Below are 19,709 nucleotides of genomic sequence, written 5' to 3' on the forward strand. Positions count from 1 at the left end.
ACTATATTACTGTGCAACAAGGAGACGGCATGGAAGCCCCATTGGTTAAAGTAGAGGTTCATGGCCGCGTTGGCGTACTGACGCTGGACCGGCCCAAGGCATTGAACGCGCTCAGCAACGAAGTCATCGACCAGCTGGCTGAAGCCATGAGGGCATTCGATGCCGACGACGGCATCGGGGCCATCGTGCTGACCGGAAGCGAGAAGGCGTTTGCCGCCGGCGCGGACATCGGCGCCATGCAGGGCTGGTCCTACATGGACGTGTACAAGCAGGACTACCTGGGCGGCAACTGGGAGTCGCTCAAGCGCATACGCAAGCCCGTCATCGCGGCGGTGGCCGGCTATGCGCTGGGCGGCGGATGCGAATTGGCCATGCTGTGCGATTTCATCATCGCGGCCGAGAACGCACGCTTCGGCCAGCCCGAAATCAAGCTGGGCGTCATTCCGGGCTATGGCGGCACGCAGCGCCTGCCGCGCGCGGTCAGCAAGTCCAAGGCCATGGACCTGGTGCTGACCGCCCGCATGATGGATGCAAACGAGGCCGAACGCGCCGGACTGGTCTCGCGCGTGGTGCCGCTGGAGCGCCTGATGGACGAAGCCATGGAGGCGGCCACCATCATCGCCTCCATGTCGCTGCCGTCGGTCATCATGGCCAAGGAGTGCGTCAACATGGCTTACGAAGGTACGCTGAACGATACGCTGATGTTCGAGCGGCGCAATTTCCATGCCCTGTTCGCCACCGAAGACCAGAAGGAAGGCATGAAGGCCTTCGTCGAGAAGCGCAAGCCCGACTTCAAGCATAAATAGGGTGGCGGCGCTGCCGCGATCCTACAAAGCGACAGCCCCTGGCCGGATGTTCGGTCCAGCCAGGGGCTTTGTCGGGTGCTGCGGTCAGGTGCCGGTGCGCCTCAATACAGCCAGCGGGCCGGCACGGTGATCAATTGCGGCACAAAGACGAATGCCGTCAGCAACAGGATGAAGGCCAAAAGGAAGGGCCAGACGCCGACAATGACCTGGTCCAGGGTCTGCTTCGACACACCCGCCACCACGTTCAATACGGTGCCCACTGGCGGGGTCAGCAGCCCGATGGCATTGTTCATGATGAACATGACGCCGAAGTAGACGGGATCGATGCCCGCCGCAATGACGGTGGGCATCAGCACCGGCGTCATGATCATGATGGTCGGTATAAGGTCCAGGGCGGTGCCCACGACCACGATCAGCAGCATGATGATGAACATCAGCAGGATGGGGCTGTCCATGAATGGCGACAGCAGGTGGGTGACCTGGTCCGGAATTTCCGCGATGGTGATCAGCCATGCCGAAGCCAGCGAGCAAGCCATCAGGAAGAGCACGGCGCTGGAGGTCTTGGCGCTGTCGAGCATGGCCTTGTAAAGCGCGCTCAGCGTCAGTTCGCGGTGCACGAGCATGCCCGTGACCAGTGCGTAGATCACGGCCACGACCGCGGCTTCCGTAGGCGTGAAAAAGCCGAAACGCATGCCGCCGATGATGACGATGGGCAGCAGCAACGCCCAGATGCCGTCGGCCAGCGCGGCAAACAGCTCCGTCTTGCTGAATCGCCCCACGGTGACCGCTGTTTCTTTCTTGGCGCAAATGGCCCAGGTGACCGTCAGTACGACGGCCATCATCAGGCCGGGCGCGATCCCCGCCAGAAAGAGCTTGGTAATGGAAACTTGCGCGGTCACGCCGAAGATAATGACTGCAATGGATGGCGGGATCACGGGGGCGATGACGCCGCCCGACGCAATCAGGCCGGCGGCTCGTGGGACCCGGTAGCCGGCATCGCGCATCATGGGGATCAGCAATGCGGCAACGGCCGCGGAGTCGGCGACGGCGGAGCCCGACAGGCTGGCGATGAAGGTGGCGGCCAGAATGGCCACATAGCCCAGGCCGCCGCGCACGTGGCCCACCAGCGCGGTTGCGACGCGCACGATGCGGGACGACAGCCCACCGGCGCTCATCAGGGCGCCGGCTAGAATGAAGAAGGGCACGGCCATCAATGGAAAGTTGTTGACGCCTTCCAGCAGGCTTTGAGCCAGTATCTGGGAATCGAAATTGTCCAGATGCCACATAAGGGATACGCCGCATACCAGCAAGGCAAATGCGATAGGCATGCCCAGGGCCATGGCCCCCAGCAGCGAAAGGGTGAATACGAGGATTGTCATTCAGATTGTTTCCTACTCGCCAAGAGAAGAATCTTGGGGGACCAGCTCTTGGGCGCTCATGCGGCCGGTCAGTTGACGGTAAAGAGAATGCGCGAACATCAGGGCCATGCCCACGCTGCAGATCAGCAGCGACAGATAGACGATCCCCATGGGGATGCCGGTTACGGGAGCCCGGTTGTCCATGGCAATCCCCACCAGGCTCCAGGTTCCCTGCGCAAGCAGGACGCAACATGCCAGCGCGATGCCGTCGCTGAGGAAGCGGCAGATGCGCTGGCCGCGCACGCCCAGAAGCCTGACGACCAGATTCATGCCCAGGTGTGCGTTCTCGCGCATGACCACCAGGGCGCCGATCAGGGTCAGCCACATGAAGAGAAAGCGGGAAAGCTCTTCCGACGATACGAACCCGGAATTGAACGCATAGCGCAGCACGACGTTGCCGAACACCAGAACGATCATCAGGGTAAACAGCAAGACAAGAAAATACTCGGATAATTTGACGAAAAGCCGATTCAAGCTGGGTGCTCCTTGGTTGACTGTGGGATGTGCCGGTCTACAGCAAAATCCGGTAGAAGCGGGCGGCGTTGCCGGACCAGATGGCCGTCAGGGCCTCGGATGGCAGGCCGCGTGCGCCGAGCTGGATGGTGTCGATCAGCGTCGGAAAATCCACATTGAGACCCGAGACCGGCAGATTGCTGGCGAACATGCAGCGTTGCCAGCCGAAGATGTCTATGGTTTCACGCAGGAGCGAGGCATTTTCCTGGATGTTCCAGTCCGCATCGCGCAGGCCCAGCTCGGACAGCTTGACGTACACCTGATCGCACTTGGCCAGCGCGGCCATGCCGCGGCGCCAGTGATTCAGGCCCGCTACGCTGCGATCCCAGGGCAGGCCGATGTGGTTGAGCACGATGGGCGTGTCGGGAAACATCGCCGCGACCGTGGCGGCCTCTTCGAGATGCCAGAACGGCACCCGAAGATCCCACGACAAGCCGTGGCGGCCCAGTTCGGACAGGCCCCGCAGCCATTTGTCGTCCTGCATGGTGCCCGCCTGGCCGTGAATGCTGACGTCCGGACTGTGACTGGTGCGCGGCTTGCACCGTATTCCGCGCAGCAAGGGGTAGGCGGCGTGCCGGGCCAGGGCTTCCCCGACGTCGGGTGATCCGAAGTCGACGTAGGACACCACAGCGGCCGGAAAGCCGCTGTCCTTCGCATGCAGTTCATGCAGCCACCGAACTTCGTCTTCGGCTTCGTCGCGGGCCCGCTCCGCTTCGACGTGGACGGTGGCTTTTACCGGGTAGCCGGCGGTGCGCTGCTTGTAGACGTCGGGATCGAAATCCGAGCACATGGCGGAGTAATCGCCCAGGAAGAACTCATTGGGGTCGTACGCCTCTTGAAGCCAGGGGAAATGCCCCTCGTTCAAGTGCCAGAAGTGGTGGTGTGCATCGATGATGACGTCGGGGATGTTCGTGCTCATGGTTTGTGGCTGATAAGGATGTTATTGCTGCGCAGCAACGATCGCGTTCAAGATCTTGTCGCCCTGCTTTTTGGCAAACTCCGCATGGACGGGGCCTTTTGCGATTTTGCGTATGCTTTCGACATCCGGGTTTTCATTGACTTCGACCCCATGTTCCCTCAGCTCCTTCAATGCCGTTTCCTGGTGCTTGGCATTCAGGTCGCGTTCATGGTTGGCGGCAGTCAGGGCTTCTTCAAGCAGCATTTTCTGGTTCTCGGGCGAGAGCTTGTCGAACTTGCGCTTGTTCATGAAGAGCAGGGCGGCGGTATAGGCGTGACGGGTCATCGAAAGGTATTTTTGAACCTCATACATCTTCGAGGACAGGATCAGCGTGGCGGGATTCTCCTGGCCGTCCAGGGCGCCCGATTCCAGGGCCGTATATACCTCGGTGAACGCCATGGGTTGGGGATTCGCGCCCAGCAACTCGAAGGCTTTGATATGTGCCGGATTGGGAGTCGTACGGATCTTCAGGCCCGAGATGTCAGCTGCCGTTTGGATCGGATGCTTGTTGTTGGTGATGTTGCGGAAGCCGATGTCCCAGAAGGCCAGGCCCTTGAGCCCGTAATTGTCCAGGTCGTCCAGCAAGCCGCGGCCGATCGGGCCGTCCAGCACCTGAAAGGCATGCTTTTCATCGTTGAACAGATAGGGCAGGTCCAGCACGTTGAGATTGGGCGAAATGCCGGTCAGGAAGGGATTGCCCGTAACGCCGATATCGATGGTCCCGCTGCGTACACCGGTGACCAGTGTGTTGTCATTGCCCAGTGCGCCATTGGCGAATACGCGGATCTTGATTTTGCCGTTGCTGCGTTCTTCGACGCGTTTGGCGAACTCCTGGGCGGCCACGTGTTGCGAGTCGGTGGCTGGATGGGTGTGCCCGAAGCGGAAGGTGACGGGTTTTTCCTGGGCCATGGCGGCAGCGCTGCCCAAGGACGCGATCGCCAGCAATGCGGTTGCGAAATAGTGTTTGATCATGATTGTCTTGAGGAGGCTGAGGCCTCCAAACCTCCTTTGTTTGTGTATGGGCGGCAAATGCCCGGGGTGCCGCAGGCCAATCGCCGACGTGCCGCGGGCACGGGACGGGCATGGCAAGCAGGCTCGATGGCAGCCTTGCCGCATGACATGTATGCGTTTGGATATACACAGCGAGCCGTTCGAGGGTGACGTCAGGTCGTTGTGGGGCAGATCGCGCAGTTTGGGTGTCTCCGGGCGTCTGTTTTTATGTGCCGGGAGTGATAAAGTTCCGCTGGCACATTGTTGTCGGGCCAGTTTATCGTTCAGCTTTGTCGGGTCGCAAGGCAGAAATATTCACGCTATTGCATAGAAAAACTTGCGCTGGCCCGAATCCCCCGCCACGGCTTGGCTGCACGCGTTTTTTGCCATTGGCCGCCCAAAAAAAAGCCCCTGACAACTTGCTTACATATAAAAAATAAAGCTATACTCTATGAGTTTGACGCCACGTGGGTAATTCATCTTCGGGCAATGGTCTACGGACAGTGATCTACGGACGTCGGGCGGGGGATGGCATAGCAGGTTCGCCGGCCGCATGTTTGCAGTTACCGGGTATGCAACGAATCAAGACTATGAATCAAGATCAGGTGCAACTCGTGCTTACGGATCGGGATCGCGCAGCGATGAACCGGCGTGCAAGCGGTGGAATCGTCCGTACGCTTGCCGCGCAGGCGGTCATGCTGCTTGTGGCGGTGCTTGCGTCCTGGCTGGTTTCCGGCGCAGCGGCTGCGGTTTCCGCCCTGATTGGCGCCGCGGCCTATTTTGTACCCAATGCGTTGTTCGCTTTACGTTTGCTGCTGGGCCTTTGGGGTCCGGTAAAATCCAGCCCGCTTACTTTTTTTGTGGGCGAGGCCTTCAAGCTGGGGTCGGCCATTCTGGTAATGGGTCTGGCCGCATGGCTGGGGCGTAGCTGGCTGGTGTGGCCCGCCATGCTTTTTGGCCTGGTATGTGTTTTAAAAGGCTATGTGCTGTTGCTGGTGTTTCGCAGGCTGCCATAGTTTTTTTGTATGTTAATTTCATGGGCTTTGCACGCTCGTCAACAGGATAAGGGTTCAGATGGCTGCTAGTGATATTTCGCCACAGTCTGAGTATATTCAGCATCACTTGGTTCACCTGAATAACGTTGGTGCCAAGCAGTCGGCCATCGCCAACTTCAGCGTCGTCAACTACGATTCCCTCTTCTGGTCCATACTCATGGGCCTGGTGGTCGTCTTCATGTTGTGGCGCGCCGCCAAGCTGGCCAGCGCCGGCGTTCCGGGCCGCTTCCAGGCTTTCGTCGAAATGATGGTCGACATGGTCGAGGAACAGGCCAAGAGCATCATCCCCAGCGAGGTCTCGCGCCGTTTCGTCTCGCCCCTGGCCCTGACGGTGTTCCTGTGGATCATCCTCATGAACGTGCTCGATCTGGTGCCGGTCGATTTCCTTGCATGGGTCTTCAAGCTTACCGGTCTGGGCGCCGAGCACGGCGATCCGCTGTATTACCACCGCATTCTGCCCACGGCCGACCTGAACGTGCCCATGGGCATGTCGCTGGGCGTGCTGCTGCTCATGTTCTATTACGGTATCAAGATCAAGCACCCGGGCGGTTTCGTCAAGGAACTGTTCACCGCGCCCTTCCATGCGCACGGCCTTGCCGGCCTGGTTCTTGCTCCGTTCAATTTCCTCCTGAACTGCATCGAATACGCCGCCAAGTCGGTGTCCCTGGGCATGCGGCTGTTCGGCAACATGTTTGCCGGCGAACTCATTTTCATGCTGATCGCCCTGCTGGGCGGAGCATGGACCGGATTTAATGGCGCAAGCCTAGGCTTGGGTGTCGGGCATGTCCTGGCGGGGTCGGTGTGGGCAATCTTCCACATCCTGATCGTGCTGTTGCAGGCCTTTATCTTCATGATGCTGACCCTGGTGTATGTGGGGCAGGCTCACGAAGGCCATTAATAGTTTTCGGCTCGGGCCGTCAGGTCCGGCCGGGGTACAAGGCTTTTCTTGTAAAGCAGTTTTTTTGACTTTTTGATTACACGGTTATTAACCAAGGAGTTGTCATGACCAACGTTGCTTTCGTTGCTCTAGCTTGCGGTCTTATTATTGGTCTGGGCGCTATCGGTGCTTGCATTGGTATTGCTCTGATGGGTGGCAAATATCTGGAAGCTTCGGCTCGTCAGCCCGAACTGATGAACGCTTTGCAGACCAAAATGTTCCTGCTGGCCGGTCTTATCGATGCTGCGTTCCTGATCGGTGTTGGTATCGCCATGTTGTTCGCATTCGCCAACCCCTTCGTCGGGTAAGCAGTGCAGCCTGCCGCATGGCGGGTCAAGCAGCCGCAGTCGGCCGTATGGCGCCGGCCTGCGGCATGGACATTAGGTGTCATGCGGCCAGGCCGCCTGGCACGAGTGGTATTAAAGGGAAACGACCGTGAATTTAAACGCGACTCTCTTTTTTCAGATGATCGTGTTTTTCGTGCTGGGCTGGTTTACGATGAAATTCGTATGGCCGCCCCTCACGAAAGCAATGGATGACCGCCGTCAGAAAATCGCCGACGGCCTGGCGGCCGCCGACAAGGGCAAGGCCGACCTGGCCCAGGCCCAGGCGCGGATCAGCCTGATCGAGGCGTCTGCAAAAACGGAAAACCATGCTCGCATGGTCGAGGCCGAGAAACAGGCTGCGGCTCTTATCGACCAGGCTCGTCGCGAAGGCGAGGCCGAGAAAGCGCGTATCGTCGCACAAGCCCAGCAGGACGCGGCCCAAGAGGTTCAGCGTGCGCGCGAAAGCTTGCGTGCCGATGTCGCCGTTCTGGCGGTCAAGGGTGCAGAGCAGATTCTCAAACGAGAAGTTGACGCACAGGCACACGCCGAGCTGCTTAACCAGCTCAAGGCTCAACTTTAAACTCAGGGCAAGCCATGGCTGAACTATCGACTATCGCCAGACCCTACGCCGAGGCGCTGTTTGCGACGGCGCGCAACGACCAGGCTGGCCTGGCGTCGTGGTCGGATCTGGTGTCCGAGCTTGCCCAGGTGGCAAGCCAGGACGACGTGCGCGAGGCGCTGACCGACCCAAGGCTGAACACCGCTCAGCGCACCGAGCTGTTTACGGGTTTGATCAAATCCCCGCTTTCAGCGCAGGCAGGCAATTTCATCGAACTGCTCGTCAGCAACAACCGCATTCTGGTGTTGCCGCAAATCGCCGAGCAGTTCGAGCAGCTGAAGAACCAGCAGGAAGGTACGGCGTTGGCCCAGATCATCAGCGCCTATCCGCTGGCCGACGATCAGGTTCAGCAGCTCGTGTCCGGGCTGGAAAAAAAGTTTGGCCTCAAATTGAAGCCGGCTGTCACGGTGGATGCCGATCTTATCGGCGGCGTGCGCGTGATCGTTGGCGACCAAGTACTTGATACTTCTGTGCAGGCCCAGTTGGCCCGCATGCGCGACACTCTGGCCGCCTGACGCGCGCCAGATAACAGGATTCCAGGAGTCTGAACATGCAACTTAACCCGTCAGAGATCAGCGAACTGCTCAAGAGCCGCATTGAAGGCCTGGGCGCGTCCACCGACGTACGTACGCAGGGCACGGTCGTTTCCGTGACCGACGGTATTACCCGCATCCACGGCCTGTCCGATGTGATGCAAGGCGAAATGCTTGAATTCCCGAATAACGTGTTCGGACTTGCGCTCAACCTCGAGCGCGACTCCGTCGGCGCGGTTATTCTGGGCGACTACACCGGCGTTTCGGAAGGCGATCCGGTCAAGACCACCGGCCGCATTCTCGAAGTGCCCGTCGGTCCCGAGCTGCGCGGACGCGTGGTCGATGCGCTGGGTGCGCCCATCGACGGCAAGGGTCCCATCAATGCCAAGGCCACCGACATCATCGAAAAAGTGGCGCCCGGCGTCATTGCGCGTAAATCGGTGTCGCAGCCCCTGCAAACCGGCATCAAGGCCATCGACTCAATGGTCCCCATCGGCCGCGGCCAGCGCGAGCTGATCATCGGCGACCGCCAGACCGGCAAGACCGCCGTGGCCGTCGACACCATCATCAGCCAGAAGGGCAAGAACGTAACCTGCGTTTACGTCGCCATCGGCCAGAAGGCGTCCACGATCAACAACGTGGTCCGCAAGCTCGAAGAGCACGGCGCGCTTGAATACACCATCATCGTCGCCGCCGCCGCATCCGATTCCGCCGCCATGCAGTACCTGTCGGCCTACTCGGGCTGCACCATGGGCGAATACTTCCGCGATCGCGGCGAAGACGCCCTGATCATTTACGACGATCTCACCAAGCAGGCCTGGGCCTATCGCCAGGTTTCCCTGTTGCTGCGCCGCCCGCCCGGCCGCGAAGCCTACCCCGGCGACGTGTTCTACCTGCACTCGCGCCTGCTCGAACGCGCCGCCCGCGTGAACGAAGAGTACGTCGAGAAATTCACCAATGGCGAAATCAAGGGCAAGACCGGTTCGCTGACCGCGCTGCCCATCATCGAAACCCAGGCCGGCGACGTGTCCGCCTTCGTTCCGACCAACGTCATTTCGATTACCGACGGCCAGATCTTCCTGGAAACCGACTTGTTCAACGCCGGTGTCCGTCCCGCCATCAACGCCGGTATTTCGGTGTCGCGTGTCGGTGGCGCCGCACAGACCAAGGTCGTCAAGAAACTGTCGGGCGGTATCCGTACCGACTTGGCCCAGTATCGCGAATTGGCCGCCTTTGCCCAGTTTGCCTCTGACCTCGACGACGCAACGCGCCGTCAGCTGGAGCGCGGCAAGCGCGTCGTCGAACTGCTCAAGCAGCCGCAGTACCAGCCCTTGCAGGTCTGGGAACTGGCCGTGACCTTGTTCTCGGTCAACAACGGCTACCTGGACGACCTGGAAGTCGACCAGATCCTGGCATTCGAAAAAGCGCTCAAGGATCACCTGAAGTCCAAGCACGAAGGGGTGATCACGCGTATCGAAGAGACCAAAGAGCTGTCCAAGGACGACGAAGCGGAACTGGTTGCAGCCATACAAGAGTTCAAAAAGCACGGTGCTTTTTAAGTTTGACTGGCGAGGGTGATGAAGCGGCAGCTTCAGTATCCAAACGTACGGTGGGGCTGGCGCAAGCAGCCCCGCTATAACGCCCTTTCAGGAAAGAGCGATGGCCGGAATTAAGGAAATTCGAACCAAGATCAAGAGCGTGCAGAACACGCGCAAGATCACCAAAGCCATGGAGATGGTCGCGGCATCCAAAATGCGCAAGGCGCAGGACAGGATGCGTGCAGGCCGCCCCTATGCAACGAAGGTGCGCGAGATCGCCGCCAATCTGATGCAGGCGCATCCCGATTATTCGCATCCCTACATGATCGAACGCAGCAACGTGCGTGCGGTCGGCATTGTCGTCGTCTCGACCGACAAGGGCCTGTGCGGCGGCTTGAACACCAACATCATGCGTCTGGTGCTGGCTCGTCTCAAAGAGTTCGAGCAGAAGGGCATCAAGGTGCAGGCCACCGCCCTGGGCAACAAGGGTGCCGGCGTGTTGTCGCGCATCGGCGCCAACCTGGTTTCGCAGGAAGTCCAGCTGGGCGACAAGCCCAACCTCGAACGCCTCATCGGCGCCATCAAGGTCCAGATCGACGACTTCATCGATGGCAAGATCGATGCCATCTACCTGGCCACGAACCGCTTCGTGAACACCATGAAGCAGGATCCCAGCTTCATCCGCTTGCTGCCCTTGCCCAGCGGCCTGGCCGATCCGTTCCAGGCTGGCGACAGCACGGAAGGCCAGGATGCGCCCAAGTCGAACTATGGCTGGGACTACATCTACGAGCCCGATTCCAAGACCGTCATCGACGAACTCTTGATGCGCTATGTGGAAGGCCTGGTGTATCAGGCGGTGGCGGAAAACATGGCGTCCGAGCAGTCCGCCCGGATGGTCGCCATGAAAGCGGCATCCGACAACGCCAAGAAAGTCATCGGCGACCTTGAGCTGGTCTACAACAAGACCCGCCAAGCCGCCATTACCAAAGAAATTTCAGAAATCGTGGGGGGCGCTGCCGCTGTTTAAGGTTTAACAGAAAGGCATCCCGTCAAAGATATTTAGCAAGGACTAAACATGAGCAACGGTACCATCGTTCAGTGCATCGGCGCCGTGGTGGATATTCAGTTCCCCCGCGACCGCATTCCAAAAATCTACGACGCGCTCAAGCTCGTCGACACCAGCTCGGACTTCGCCGAAGCCGGACTCACCTTCGAAGTGCAGCAGCAGCTGGGCGACGGCGTGGTGCGCACCATTGCCATGGGTTCCTCCGACGGCCTGCGCCGCGGCATGGAAGTGGCCAACTCGGGCGCGCCCATCTCGGTGCCCGTCGGTGAAGGCACACTGGGACGCATCATGGACGTACTCGGTCGCCCCATCGACGAGCGCGGTCCCATCCAGAGCGAAGAAGTGCGCGCCATCCACCAGGACGCGCCCAAGTTCGACGAGCTCTCGCCTTCGGTCGAACTGCTGGAAACCGGCATCAAGGTTATCGACCTGGTCTGCCCGTTTGCCAAAGGCGGCAAGGTTGGCCTGTTCGGCGGCGCCGGCGTGGGCAAGACCGTGAACATGCTGGAACTGATCAACAACATCGCCAAGGCGCACAGCGGCTTGTCCGTGTTTGCCGGCGTGGGTGAGCGTACTCGCGAAGGCAACGACTTCTACCATGAAATGGCTGAAGCCGGCGTCATCCAGATGGACAACCTGAAAGAGTCCAAAGTGGCCATGGTGTTCGGTCAGATGAACGAGCCTCCCGGCAACCGTCTGCGCGTGGCATTGTCCGGCCTGACCATGGCCGAGAAATTCCGCGACGAAGGCCGCGACATCCTGTTCTTCGTCGACAACATTTATCGCTACACCCTGGCCGGTACGGAAGTTTCGGCTTTGCTGGGTCGTATGCCTTCCGCCGTGGGTTATCAGCCTACGCTGGCCGAAGAAATGGGCAAGCTGCAAGAGCGCATTACCTCGACCAAGACCGGTTCCATCACGTCCATCCAGGCCGTTTACGTTCCTGCCGATGACTTGACCGATCCTTCGCCCGCCACGACTTTCCAGCACTTGGACTCCACCGTGGTGTTGTCGCGTGACATCGCCGCCCTGGGTATTTATCCCGCCGTCGATCCGCTCGACTCCACCAGCCGCCAGCTCGACCCGCAAGTCGTGGGCGAAGAGCACTATGCCGTGGCCCGTGGTGTGCAGCAAACGCTGCAGCGCTACAAGGAATTGCGCGACATCATCGCCATTCTGGGCATGGACGAGCTCTCTCCCGAAGACAAGCAGGCCGTTGCCCGCGCCCGCAAGATCCAGCGCTTCCTGTCGCAGCCCTTCCACGTGGCCGAAGTCTTTACCGGCTCGCCCGGCAAGTACGTGCCCTTGACTGAAACCCTGCGCGGCTTCAAGATGATCGTCGAAGGCGAATGCGATGCCTTGCCCGAGCAGGCCTTCTACATGGTCGGCTCCATCGATGAAGCCTTCGAAAAAGCCAAGAAAATCCAATAAGGAACCAACATGGCCAACTTGCATGTTGACGTCGTCAGCGCGGAAGAATCGATCTTTGCCGGTGAGGCAAAGTTCGTGACCCTGCCTGGCGAGTCGGGCGAGCTGGGCATATTGCCCGGCCACACGCCGCTTATTTCGCGCATCCGGCCCGGGACCGTCAAGGTCGTCCTGGCTGACGATTCCGAGGTCAGCATTTTCGTTGCCGGCGGCATACTCGAAGTCCAGCCTGGCGCGGTCACGGTATTGTCCGATACCGCCATCCGTGCCGAGGACCTCGACGAGGCCAAGGCCCTCGAGGCGCGCAAGCAAGCCGAAGAGGCCTTGCGCAATACCAAGGACAAGGCCGATATCGCCGTGGTCGAAGCCGAACTCGCGATGCTGGCGGCCCAGGCCGCCGCTGCGCGCAAGCTCAGCCAGACGCGCCGGTCGCACTGACATCAGGCCGGCTCCGGCCGGTCTCGCCCCAAGGGTGCCCTTTTGTGGGCACCCTTTTTATTGTCCGCCGCATGGCTTGGGCGCCTAGGTAATTTCCGAGTTAAGAGAACTCCGGATTGTTGCCGTTCCGGCGTCTCACTACTCTTGCGCTATCTGTCCGATAACCTGGAGCACACCATGAGAGAACGTTTGGATTGCGCCATCCTGCGCACGGAATGCAGCGACGAATGGGTAGCGCCGTGGCTGGGGTCCCATGCCGGCGGCAGACTGCACTTGCAGGCACTGGGCGACTGCAGCGCCGATGTAGGCGCGCCCGGCTCCGCGCGGGCGCTTGCCGATCTGTCCATGCGCTTACGGCGTTTCGACGCCTGCCTGATTCCCGTGACCGAATCCAGCCTGCCCTGGGTGCGCACCACGCTTTCCACCGCCGGGGGCATTGTCCAGACTCCGCTCATGGCCTTGGTCCGGGGGCTGAAGGCTGCCGCCCTGAACGACCTCTACTCCCTGGGGCTGGCCGACTTCATGCGTGAACCGGTGTGTATCGAAGAACTTCGCGCCCGCATCGAGCGGCTGCTCGACACCCGGCGCTACTTCAGCTCGCAGCCGGCCGGGGCAAGAGCCTTGTCCGAAAGCGAAGCCGGCTATGGAATCGTCGCGGGCGGCGTGGTCAGGTCGGGGCAGGACGCCTTGTGCGACACCATACTCCAGCGCAGCGGCATGGAGCTCGAAGCGTTTGCCATTGCGTCGGCTTCCCGCTGCGCCACGTCGCGCGAATCCTTCCGGGCGGCCAAAAGCCAGGTCATCGAGCGTTTCGAACGCGCCTACATCACCGCGGCGCTGGGGCGCCATTCCGGCAATATCGCCATGGCCGCCAGGGCGGCCCAGAAGCACCGGCGCGCTTTCTGGGCGCTCATGCGCAAGCACGAAATCGATGCGGCTCCCTTCCGCCGCGAACCGACCCCCTCTCACCCCAGAGACGGGTAAAATCAATAGTCTTGAATAAGGATAGACGTGACTGCACCCACTTTAAAGAACGATGTCTTCTTGCGCGCCCTCATGCGCGAGCCGGTTCCCTACACGCCCATCTGGCTGATGCGTCAGGCGGGCCGCTATCTGCCCGAATACAACGAAACCCGGGCGCGCGCCGGCTCATTCATGGGGCTGGCGAAAAATCGCGAGTACGCTTGTGAAGTCACGCTGCAGCCCTTGCTGCGCTTCGATCTGGATGCCGCCATTCTGTTTTCCGACATTCTGACCGTTCCCGACGCCATGGGGCTGGGCCTGGACTTCCTGGCCGGTGAAGGCCCGAAGTTCGCGCATCCCCTGCGCAACGAGGACGACATCAGGAAGCTGACGGTGCCCGATCTCTCCCGCTTGCAGTATGTCTTTGACGCCGTATCGCTCATCCGCAAGGAGCTCGACGGCAAAGTACCCCTGATCGGTTTCGCCGGTAGTCCCTGGACGGTGGGATGCTACATGGTCGAAGGGCAGGGGTCCAGCGATTACCGTCTGATCAAGACCATGCTCTACAGCCGGCCCGACCTGCTGCACCACATTCTTGAGATCAACGCGCAAACGACCCGGAATTACCTGAATGCGCAGATCCAGGCCGGCGCGCAAGCCGTCATGATCTTCGACAGTTGGGGAGGCGTGCTGTCCGACGGCCTGTTCCAGGAGTTTTCCCTGGCCTATACGCAAAAAGTGGTTCAAGGCCTGATCCGGCATCACGAAGGGCGAGCCGTGCCGGCCATCGTATTCACCAAGGGCGGCGCGCAATGGATGGAAGGCATCGCCGCCAGCGGTTGCGACGCCATCGGGCTGGATTGGACGGCCAACCTTGCCCAGGCCCGGCAGCGCCTGGGCGATTCTGTTGCACTGCAAGGCAACCTGGACCCCATGGCCTTGTTCGGCGGCGAAGCCGCCATCCGTGCCCAGGCCCGCAAGGTCATCGACGATTACGGGATGGTCGGAAAGGGCGGCCACGTCTTCAATCTGGGTCATGGAATTTCGCGTTTCACTCCCCCGGCAGCCGTCCAGGCCCTGGTCGACGAGGTTCATACCTACAGCCGTTCCAAGCACTAAATCTGCTTGCAGACAATGGGTAAAACCCTTATTTTTCCTGCCCGAGCATACAGGTTGTTCACAGTTTACGATGCTGTGCAACATGGCCCTTGGGCAGGCTTTCAGACGCCTGTGTTTTAGAAGCAAGCTATTGTTTTAAATAGAATATTATCTTTGTGTGCCACCCGGTTCCAAGAATTTTCTGTTCCGGCCGTTGACTTTTTGAAAGTTGTCATCCGCATTTTCCCCAAAGTTATCCACAGCCTGCTTGGCGGGATATCGAAATCTCGCGGCGACAGGTATTTAAGACGCTAAACAAGAATTCACTTTAAGTACTGATGCCTACATCCAGCCCATCTGAACCCCTGACCTCGCCGTCCGCCGACATCGGCGACCGGCCGGCGTTCTGGATCCAGGTGGCGCTGGATGTTCCCTTGCAAGGGGTATTCGACTATCGGGCCGGCGCGCAGGTCGCTGTGGGCACCCGGGTCATCGTGCCGTTCGGACGTCGCAAGCTGGTGGGGGTGGTGGTGGGACTGCCGCCCCAGCCCGCATTCGATCCCGCTCAGGTCAAGGAGATCGACCAGCTACTGGACGATACGCCGCCTTTGCCCGCCGATTGGCTGCGCCTGGCGTCCTTCGCCGCGCAGTATTACCAGCGTCCCCTGGGCGAAGTCATACTGCCCGCATTGCCGCCGAGCTTGCGCAAGGTTGCCGCCTACCAGGGAAAGCGCTCCGCCGGCGGCCCGGTCCAGCGGCTCGACCGCCGCAAGCCCGCGCCGGCGGCCGCCGTGGCGGCTGATCGGGCCCCTGAGCTGAACGCCGAACAGGCCGCCGCCGCCCAGGCGATTGCGGCGCTGCATACCCACAAGACCGTGCTCCTGCACGGCGTGACCGGCAGCGGGAAAACCGAGGTCTACCTGCATGCCATCCAGGCGGTGCTCGGGCGCGGGCGGCGGGTTCTGTTCATGGTGCCCGAGATCAACCTGACCCCGCAGCTTGAGCAATCCCTAAGGGCCAGGCTGGCCGGCCTGGCGGGGGCCGATGCGCTGGCCGTGATGCATAGCGGCCTTGCCGACGGCGAGCGCCTGCAGGCCTGGTTGCGCATACAGCGCGGGCAGGCCCGGGTGTTGCTGGGCACCCGCCTGTCCATTTTTGCTCCCGTACCCGATCTGGGCTTGATCATTGTCGACGAGGAGCACGACACATCCTATAAGCAGCAGGATGGCTTGCGCTATTCGGCCCGCGACCTGGCCGTCTGGCGCGGCCGCGACCTGGATATTCCCGTGGTCCTGGGTTCGGCCACGCCCTCGCTCGAAAGCTGGAAGCACGCCGACAAAGGCCACTACCTGCGCCATACCCTGGCGCAACGCGCACGCGACGTGGAACTGCCCTCGGTACGTCTGGTCGATACCCGCCGCCTCGCGATGCAGCAGGGATTTTCGCCTCAGCTGATCGAAGCCCTGGGTCAACGGCTGGACAGCGGGCAGCAATCGCTGATCTTCCTGAACCGGCGCGGCTATGCCCCCGTCCTGAATTGCGCCTCATGCGGCTGGGTAAGCCAGTGCCCCCGCTGCACCGCCTATACGGTCTTGCATCGCGGCTCGGGCCGGCGCAATTATCTTCAATGCCATCATTGCGGCCATCAGGCACGCGTGCCGCATGCCTGCCCCGACTGCGGCGACCAGGACTTGAAGCCCATGGGCCGCGGCACGCAGCGCATCGAGGAGCACCTGGCCGAGCTTTTCCCCCAGGCGCGCATCGCGCGCATCGATGCCGACAGCACCCGGCTGAAGGGCAGCGCGGCCGCCTTGTTCGCCAAGGTCCACGCGGGCGAAGTCGATCTGCTGGTGGGCACCCAAATGGTCGCGAAGGGACACGACTTCACGAATCTGGGCCTGGTGGGCGTGCTGAATGCCGACGCCATGCTTTTTGCGCAGGATTTCCGGGCGCCGGAAAGGCTGTTCGCCCAACTGATGCAGGTGGCCGGGCGGGCCGGCCGCCATGTAAAGGGCGGCGAGGTCATCATCCAGACCGATTATCCCGAACAGGCTGTGTACCAGGCCCTGATACGGCACGACTATCAGGGCTTTGCCCGTTATGCCCTGGATGAGCGCGAAGCCATCGGGCTGCCGCCCTACGCCCACCAGGCTTTGCTGACCTCGGAGTCCCGGAAGCTGGCGGACGCGCTGGAATTCCTGGCGCGCGCCCGCGCCTTGCCGCAGGAAGACGCCGCCGGCTATCCCACGGCGCCCTCCCTTACGCTTTACGATCCGGTACCACTGCGTGTTGTCCGGGTGGCCAATGTGGAGCGCGCCCAACTGCTGGTGGAAAGCGCCAACCGGCCGGCTTTGCAGGCGTTTCTGTCGACGTGGGCTCCCGCGGTGGCCGACCTGGCGCGCGCGCACCGCGTGCGCTGCAATCTTGAAGTCGATCCGCTGGAAATATAGGAAGGCCGCCATTGAACACCTCGCGAGGCCACACCGTTGCTCCCGACCTGAATGCCGCGCAGCGCCAGGCGGTGCTGTACCTGGACGGGCCCTGCCTGGTCCTGGCCGGCGCGGGCAGCGGCAAGACACGCGTGATCACCCAGAAGATCGCCTATCTGCTGCGCGAATGCGGCTACCAGGCCAGGCAGGTGGTGGCGCTTACCTTCACCAACAAGGCCGCGCGCGAAATGAGCGAACGGGTCAAGCTGCTGGTCGATTCCAAGCTGGCGAAGGGGCTGACGGTCAGCACCTTTCACTCTCTGGGCTTGCGTTTTTTGCGTGAAGAAGCGGCCCATGCCGGGCTCAAGCCCAGTTTTTCGATTCTGGATTCCAACGATGCCCTGGCCATCATCCAGGAGCTTCTGGCCACGACCGACAAGGCCCGGCTGCGCGCCGTCCAGCAGAACATCTCCTTGTGGAAGAACGCGCTCATGGATCCCGACGCGGCGGAGCGCAGCGCATCGTCGCCCAGCGAAGTGGAGGCGGCCAAAGTCTATCGCAGCTACAGCGCGACCCTGGCGGCCTATCAGTCGGTCGATTTCGACGACCTGATCCGTTTGCCGGCCATGCTGCTGGAGCGCAACGAAGAGGTCAGGCGGCGCTGGCAGGCTCGTGTGCATTACCTGCTGGTGGACGAATACCAGGACACCAACGTCTGCCAGTACCGGCTGGTGCAGTGGCTGACCGGGCAGCGCGCCATGTTCACGGCGGTGGGCGACGACGATCAGGCCATTTATGCCTGGCGCGGCGCAACGGTCGAGAACCTGGCCAACCTGACGACCGACTACCCGGGCTTGCAGGTGATCAAGCTGGAGCAAAATTACCGGTCGGTGCAAAGAATATTGTCCGCGGCGAATCAGGTCATCAGCAAGAATCCCAACCTGTTCGGCAAGAAGCTGTGGTCCGACCTGGGGGTGGGCGAAGCCATACAGGTCACGCCCATGGACGACGAGGAGGTCGAGGCCGAAGCGGTGGCGGTGCGTCTGTCGGCCGCCCGCTTCGAGCGGCAGGCCGAATGGCGCGACTTCGCCGTCCTGTACCGCAGCAATCACCAGGCGCGCATCCTGGAGCAGGCCTTGCGCAACCTGCGTATTCCCTACACGATATCCGGCGGCCAGAGCTTCTTCGAGAAAGCCGAAATACGCGATATCCTGGCGTATCTTCGCCTCATTGCCAACGATAACGACGACCCGGCCTTTATCCGCGCGGCCACGACGCCGCGGCGCGGAATAGGGCAGGCCACTTTGCAGGCCCTGGGGCAGTTCGCCGCCGAGCGGCAGCTATCCCTGTTCGAGGCGGTTTTCGAGATCGACGCGGCGGAGAAGCTGGCCGGCAAGCAGCTGGAGCCCTTGCTTGTGTTTGCCGAATTCATACAGCGCGTACAGGCACGCGCCGGGCGCAAGGCGGGGGCGGTGCTGCTGCGTCCCGCCCAGGCCAGCCTGATCGCCGGAGGCTCCGACGACTCCGGTGCGACCGGCGTGGACGGTGCGGTCCAGGATTCCGCCGGCGCCATCCTGGACGATTTGCTGAACACCATCCAGTACGAACGCTATCTGTACGACACGCTCGAAGAGCGTCCGGCCCAGAATCGCTGGCAGAATGTGCTGGAATTTGTCGGCTGGCTGAAGCGCAAGGCCGATGAAGACGATATGGGCCTGCTGGAGCTGGTCCAGCACGTCGCCCTGGTGACCATGCTGGAACGGGGCGACGACGACGAGCCCGATGCGGTGAAGCTGTCGACCCTGCACGCCTCAAAAGGCCTGGAGTATCCCCACGTCTATCTGGTGGGGGTCGAAGAGGGCTTGCTGCCCCATCTGGGCCGCGAAGAGGAAGATCTGGACCCGGCGACGGCGGCCGAGGCGCTGGTCTTGCGTGTGCAGGAAGAGCGCCGCCTGATGTATGTGGGCATTACGCGCGCCCAGCGCAGCCTGCACCTGACCTGGTGCAAGAAGCGCCGCCGCGCCCGCGAATATGTCGTACGCGAGCGCTCGCGCTTCATCGAGGAAATGGGATTGGGCGACGCTGCCGTGACGGAAGATCCCGCCACTCAGGCCTTGAGCCCCAAAGAGCGGCTGGACATGTTGAAGGCCATGCTGAACAAGTCCTGACCAGGACTCGGTCGCCCAAAAAACAAAAGCCTACCCAGATGGGCAGGCTTTTCGCCTACAGCGCCAGGATCAGCGCTCGATCGAGATTCCTGGGTTTACCACTGCGCCCGGGAAAAACGAGCATCTTTGGCACGGGCCTCGTCCATGGCCTGTGTAACAGCGATCATGTAGTTGGACATGGCTATTACAAACTTCTTCACGGACGCCAGCGCCTTCTTGCCCGCGGTAACGATCGAAATAGACTCTCCATCAGTCAATGCTTTGCGCATCAAGTCGCGCTCGAGAGAGTCACTCAAACGGCTGTACTGGTTGAAAGAAAGATCCGACATAATTACCTCACCTATTCAGGTTGTGTGCTGACAGAACAGAATGTTATGTGCTGACAGAAGTAATTATAGGGTTAACCCTAGGTAAAAGCTAGGGGTA

19 protein-coding genes are annotated in these 19,709 nt (G+C 61.1%); 14 read left to right on the forward strand and 5 right to left on the reverse strand.

Annotation, left to right across the window (positions count from 1 at the left end):
• Positions 1-29 precede the first annotated feature (29 nt).
• On the forward strand, positions 30-806 hold the full coding sequence (locus tag OEG81_RS02280) for an enoyl-CoA hydratase (protein WP_264131102.1): 777 nt from the start codon (positions 30-32) through the stop codon (positions 804-806).
• Positions 807-907: 101 nt separating this feature from the next.
• Here the strand turns inward: OEG81_RS02280 and OEG81_RS02285 are convergent, their stop codons facing one another.
• From OEG81_RS02285 to OEG81_RS02300, 4 genes are read right to left on the reverse strand one after another with little or no spacing between them, the layout of a single operon-like run.
• Positions 908-2,185 carry a TRAP transporter large permease subunit gene (locus OEG81_RS02285; protein WP_264131103.1) on the reverse strand — a complete coding sequence of 426 codons (1,278 nt, stop codon included), beginning with the start codon at positions 2,183-2,185 and terminating at the stop codon, positions 908-910.
• Positions 2,186-2,197: 12 nt separating this feature from the next.
• The gene (locus OEG81_RS02290; RefSeq protein WP_264131104.1) at positions 2,198-2,698 is read right to left on the reverse strand and encodes a TRAP transporter small permease; all 501 of its coding nucleotides are present in this window, start codon (positions 2,696-2,698) and stop codon (positions 2,198-2,200) included.
• Between the two features lie 37 nt (positions 2,699-2,735).
• Positions 2,736-3,656, reverse strand: coding sequence for an amidohydrolase family protein (locus tag OEG81_RS02295; protein ID WP_264131105.1), 921 nt, complete (start codon positions 3,654-3,656; stop codon positions 2,736-2,738).
• Positions 3,657-3,677: 21 nt separating this feature from the next.
• Entirely contained in the window at positions 3,678-4,667 is a 990-nt protein-coding gene (locus OEG81_RS02300) for a TRAP transporter substrate-binding protein (protein ID WP_264131106.1), read from the reverse strand.
• A gap of 590 nt (positions 4,668-5,257) precedes the next feature.
• Between OEG81_RS02300 and OEG81_RS02305 the strand changes: the two genes are divergently transcribed.
• From OEG81_RS02305 to OEG81_RS02365, 13 genes are all read left to right on the forward strand, one after another.
• Complete coding sequence (locus OEG81_RS02305; RefSeq protein WP_264131107.1) at positions 5,258-5,701, forward strand: ATP synthase subunit I; 444 nt, start codon at positions 5,258-5,260, stop codon at positions 5,699-5,701.
• Between the two features lie 58 nt (positions 5,702-5,759).
• Complete coding sequence (gene atpB / locus OEG81_RS02310) at positions 5,760-6,638, forward strand: F0F1 ATP synthase subunit A (protein WP_264131108.1); 879 nt, start codon at positions 5,760-5,762, stop codon at positions 6,636-6,638.
• 104 nt (positions 6,639-6,742) lie between these two features.
• The gene (gene atpE / locus OEG81_RS02315) at positions 6,743-6,985 is read left to right on the forward strand and encodes a F0F1 ATP synthase subunit C (RefSeq protein WP_003815363.1); all 243 of its coding nucleotides are present in this window, start codon (positions 6,743-6,745) and stop codon (positions 6,983-6,985) included.
• 127 nt (positions 6,986-7,112) lie between these two features.
• Positions 7,113-7,583 (forward strand): F0F1 ATP synthase subunit B, encoded by a 471-nt coding sequence (locus OEG81_RS02320; protein WP_264131112.1) that lies wholly within the window; start codon positions 7,113-7,115, stop codon positions 7,581-7,583.
• Between the two features lie 14 nt (positions 7,584-7,597).
• Positions 7,598-8,137 (forward strand): F0F1 ATP synthase subunit delta, encoded by a 540-nt coding sequence (locus OEG81_RS02325; RefSeq protein ID WP_264131113.1) that lies wholly within the window; start codon positions 7,598-7,600, stop codon positions 8,135-8,137.
• A gap of 35 nt (positions 8,138-8,172) precedes the next feature.
• The gene (gene atpA / locus OEG81_RS02330) at positions 8,173-9,714 is read left to right on the forward strand and encodes a F0F1 ATP synthase subunit alpha (protein WP_264131114.1); all 1,542 of its coding nucleotides are present in this window, start codon (positions 8,173-8,175) and stop codon (positions 9,712-9,714) included.
• Between the two features lie 100 nt (positions 9,715-9,814).
• The gene (atpG, locus tag OEG81_RS02335; protein ID WP_264131115.1) at positions 9,815-10,720 is read left to right on the forward strand and encodes a F0F1 ATP synthase subunit gamma; all 906 of its coding nucleotides are present in this window, start codon (positions 9,815-9,817) and stop codon (positions 10,718-10,720) included.
• 48 nt (positions 10,721-10,768) lie between these two features.
• Positions 10,769-12,190 carry a F0F1 ATP synthase subunit beta gene (gene atpD / locus OEG81_RS02340; RefSeq protein WP_264131116.1) on the forward strand — a complete coding sequence of 474 codons (1,422 nt, stop codon included), beginning with the start codon at positions 10,769-10,771 and terminating at the stop codon, positions 12,188-12,190.
• 9 nt (positions 12,191-12,199) lie between these two features.
• Positions 12,200-12,625, forward strand: coding sequence for a F0F1 ATP synthase subunit epsilon (locus tag OEG81_RS02345; RefSeq protein WP_264131117.1), 426 nt, complete (start codon positions 12,200-12,202; stop codon positions 12,623-12,625).
• 177 nt (positions 12,626-12,802) lie between these two features.
• Complete coding sequence (locus OEG81_RS02350) at positions 12,803-13,609, forward strand: hypothetical protein (RefSeq protein WP_264131118.1); 807 nt, start codon at positions 12,803-12,805, stop codon at positions 13,607-13,609.
• Between the two features lie 27 nt (positions 13,610-13,636).
• The gene (gene hemE / locus OEG81_RS02355; RefSeq protein WP_264131119.1) at positions 13,637-14,707 is read left to right on the forward strand and encodes a uroporphyrinogen decarboxylase; all 1,071 of its coding nucleotides are present in this window, start codon (positions 13,637-13,639) and stop codon (positions 14,705-14,707) included.
• Positions 14,708-15,096: 389 nt separating this feature from the next.
• Positions 15,097-17,136, forward strand: coding sequence for a primosomal protein N' (locus OEG81_RS02360; RefSeq protein ID WP_412034157.1), 2,040 nt, complete (start codon positions 15,097-15,099; stop codon positions 17,134-17,136).
• 11 nt (positions 17,137-17,147) lie between these two features.
• A complete protein-coding gene (locus OEG81_RS02365) occupies positions 17,148-19,283 on the forward strand; it encodes a UvrD-helicase domain-containing protein (protein ID WP_264131121.1) in 2,136 nt (711 codons plus the stop codon).
• A gap of 95 nt (positions 19,284-19,378) precedes the next feature.
• Here the strand turns inward: OEG81_RS02365 and OEG81_RS02370 are convergent, their stop codons facing one another.
• Positions 19,379-19,612, reverse strand: coding sequence for a hypothetical protein (locus OEG81_RS02370; RefSeq protein WP_264131122.1), 234 nt, complete (start codon positions 19,610-19,612; stop codon positions 19,379-19,381).
• Positions 19,613-19,709 lie beyond the last annotated feature (97 nt).

Source organism: Pollutimonas sp. M17, from assembly GCF_025836975.1.
Taxonomy (GTDB): Bacteria; Pseudomonadota; Gammaproteobacteria; order Burkholderiales; family Burkholderiaceae_B.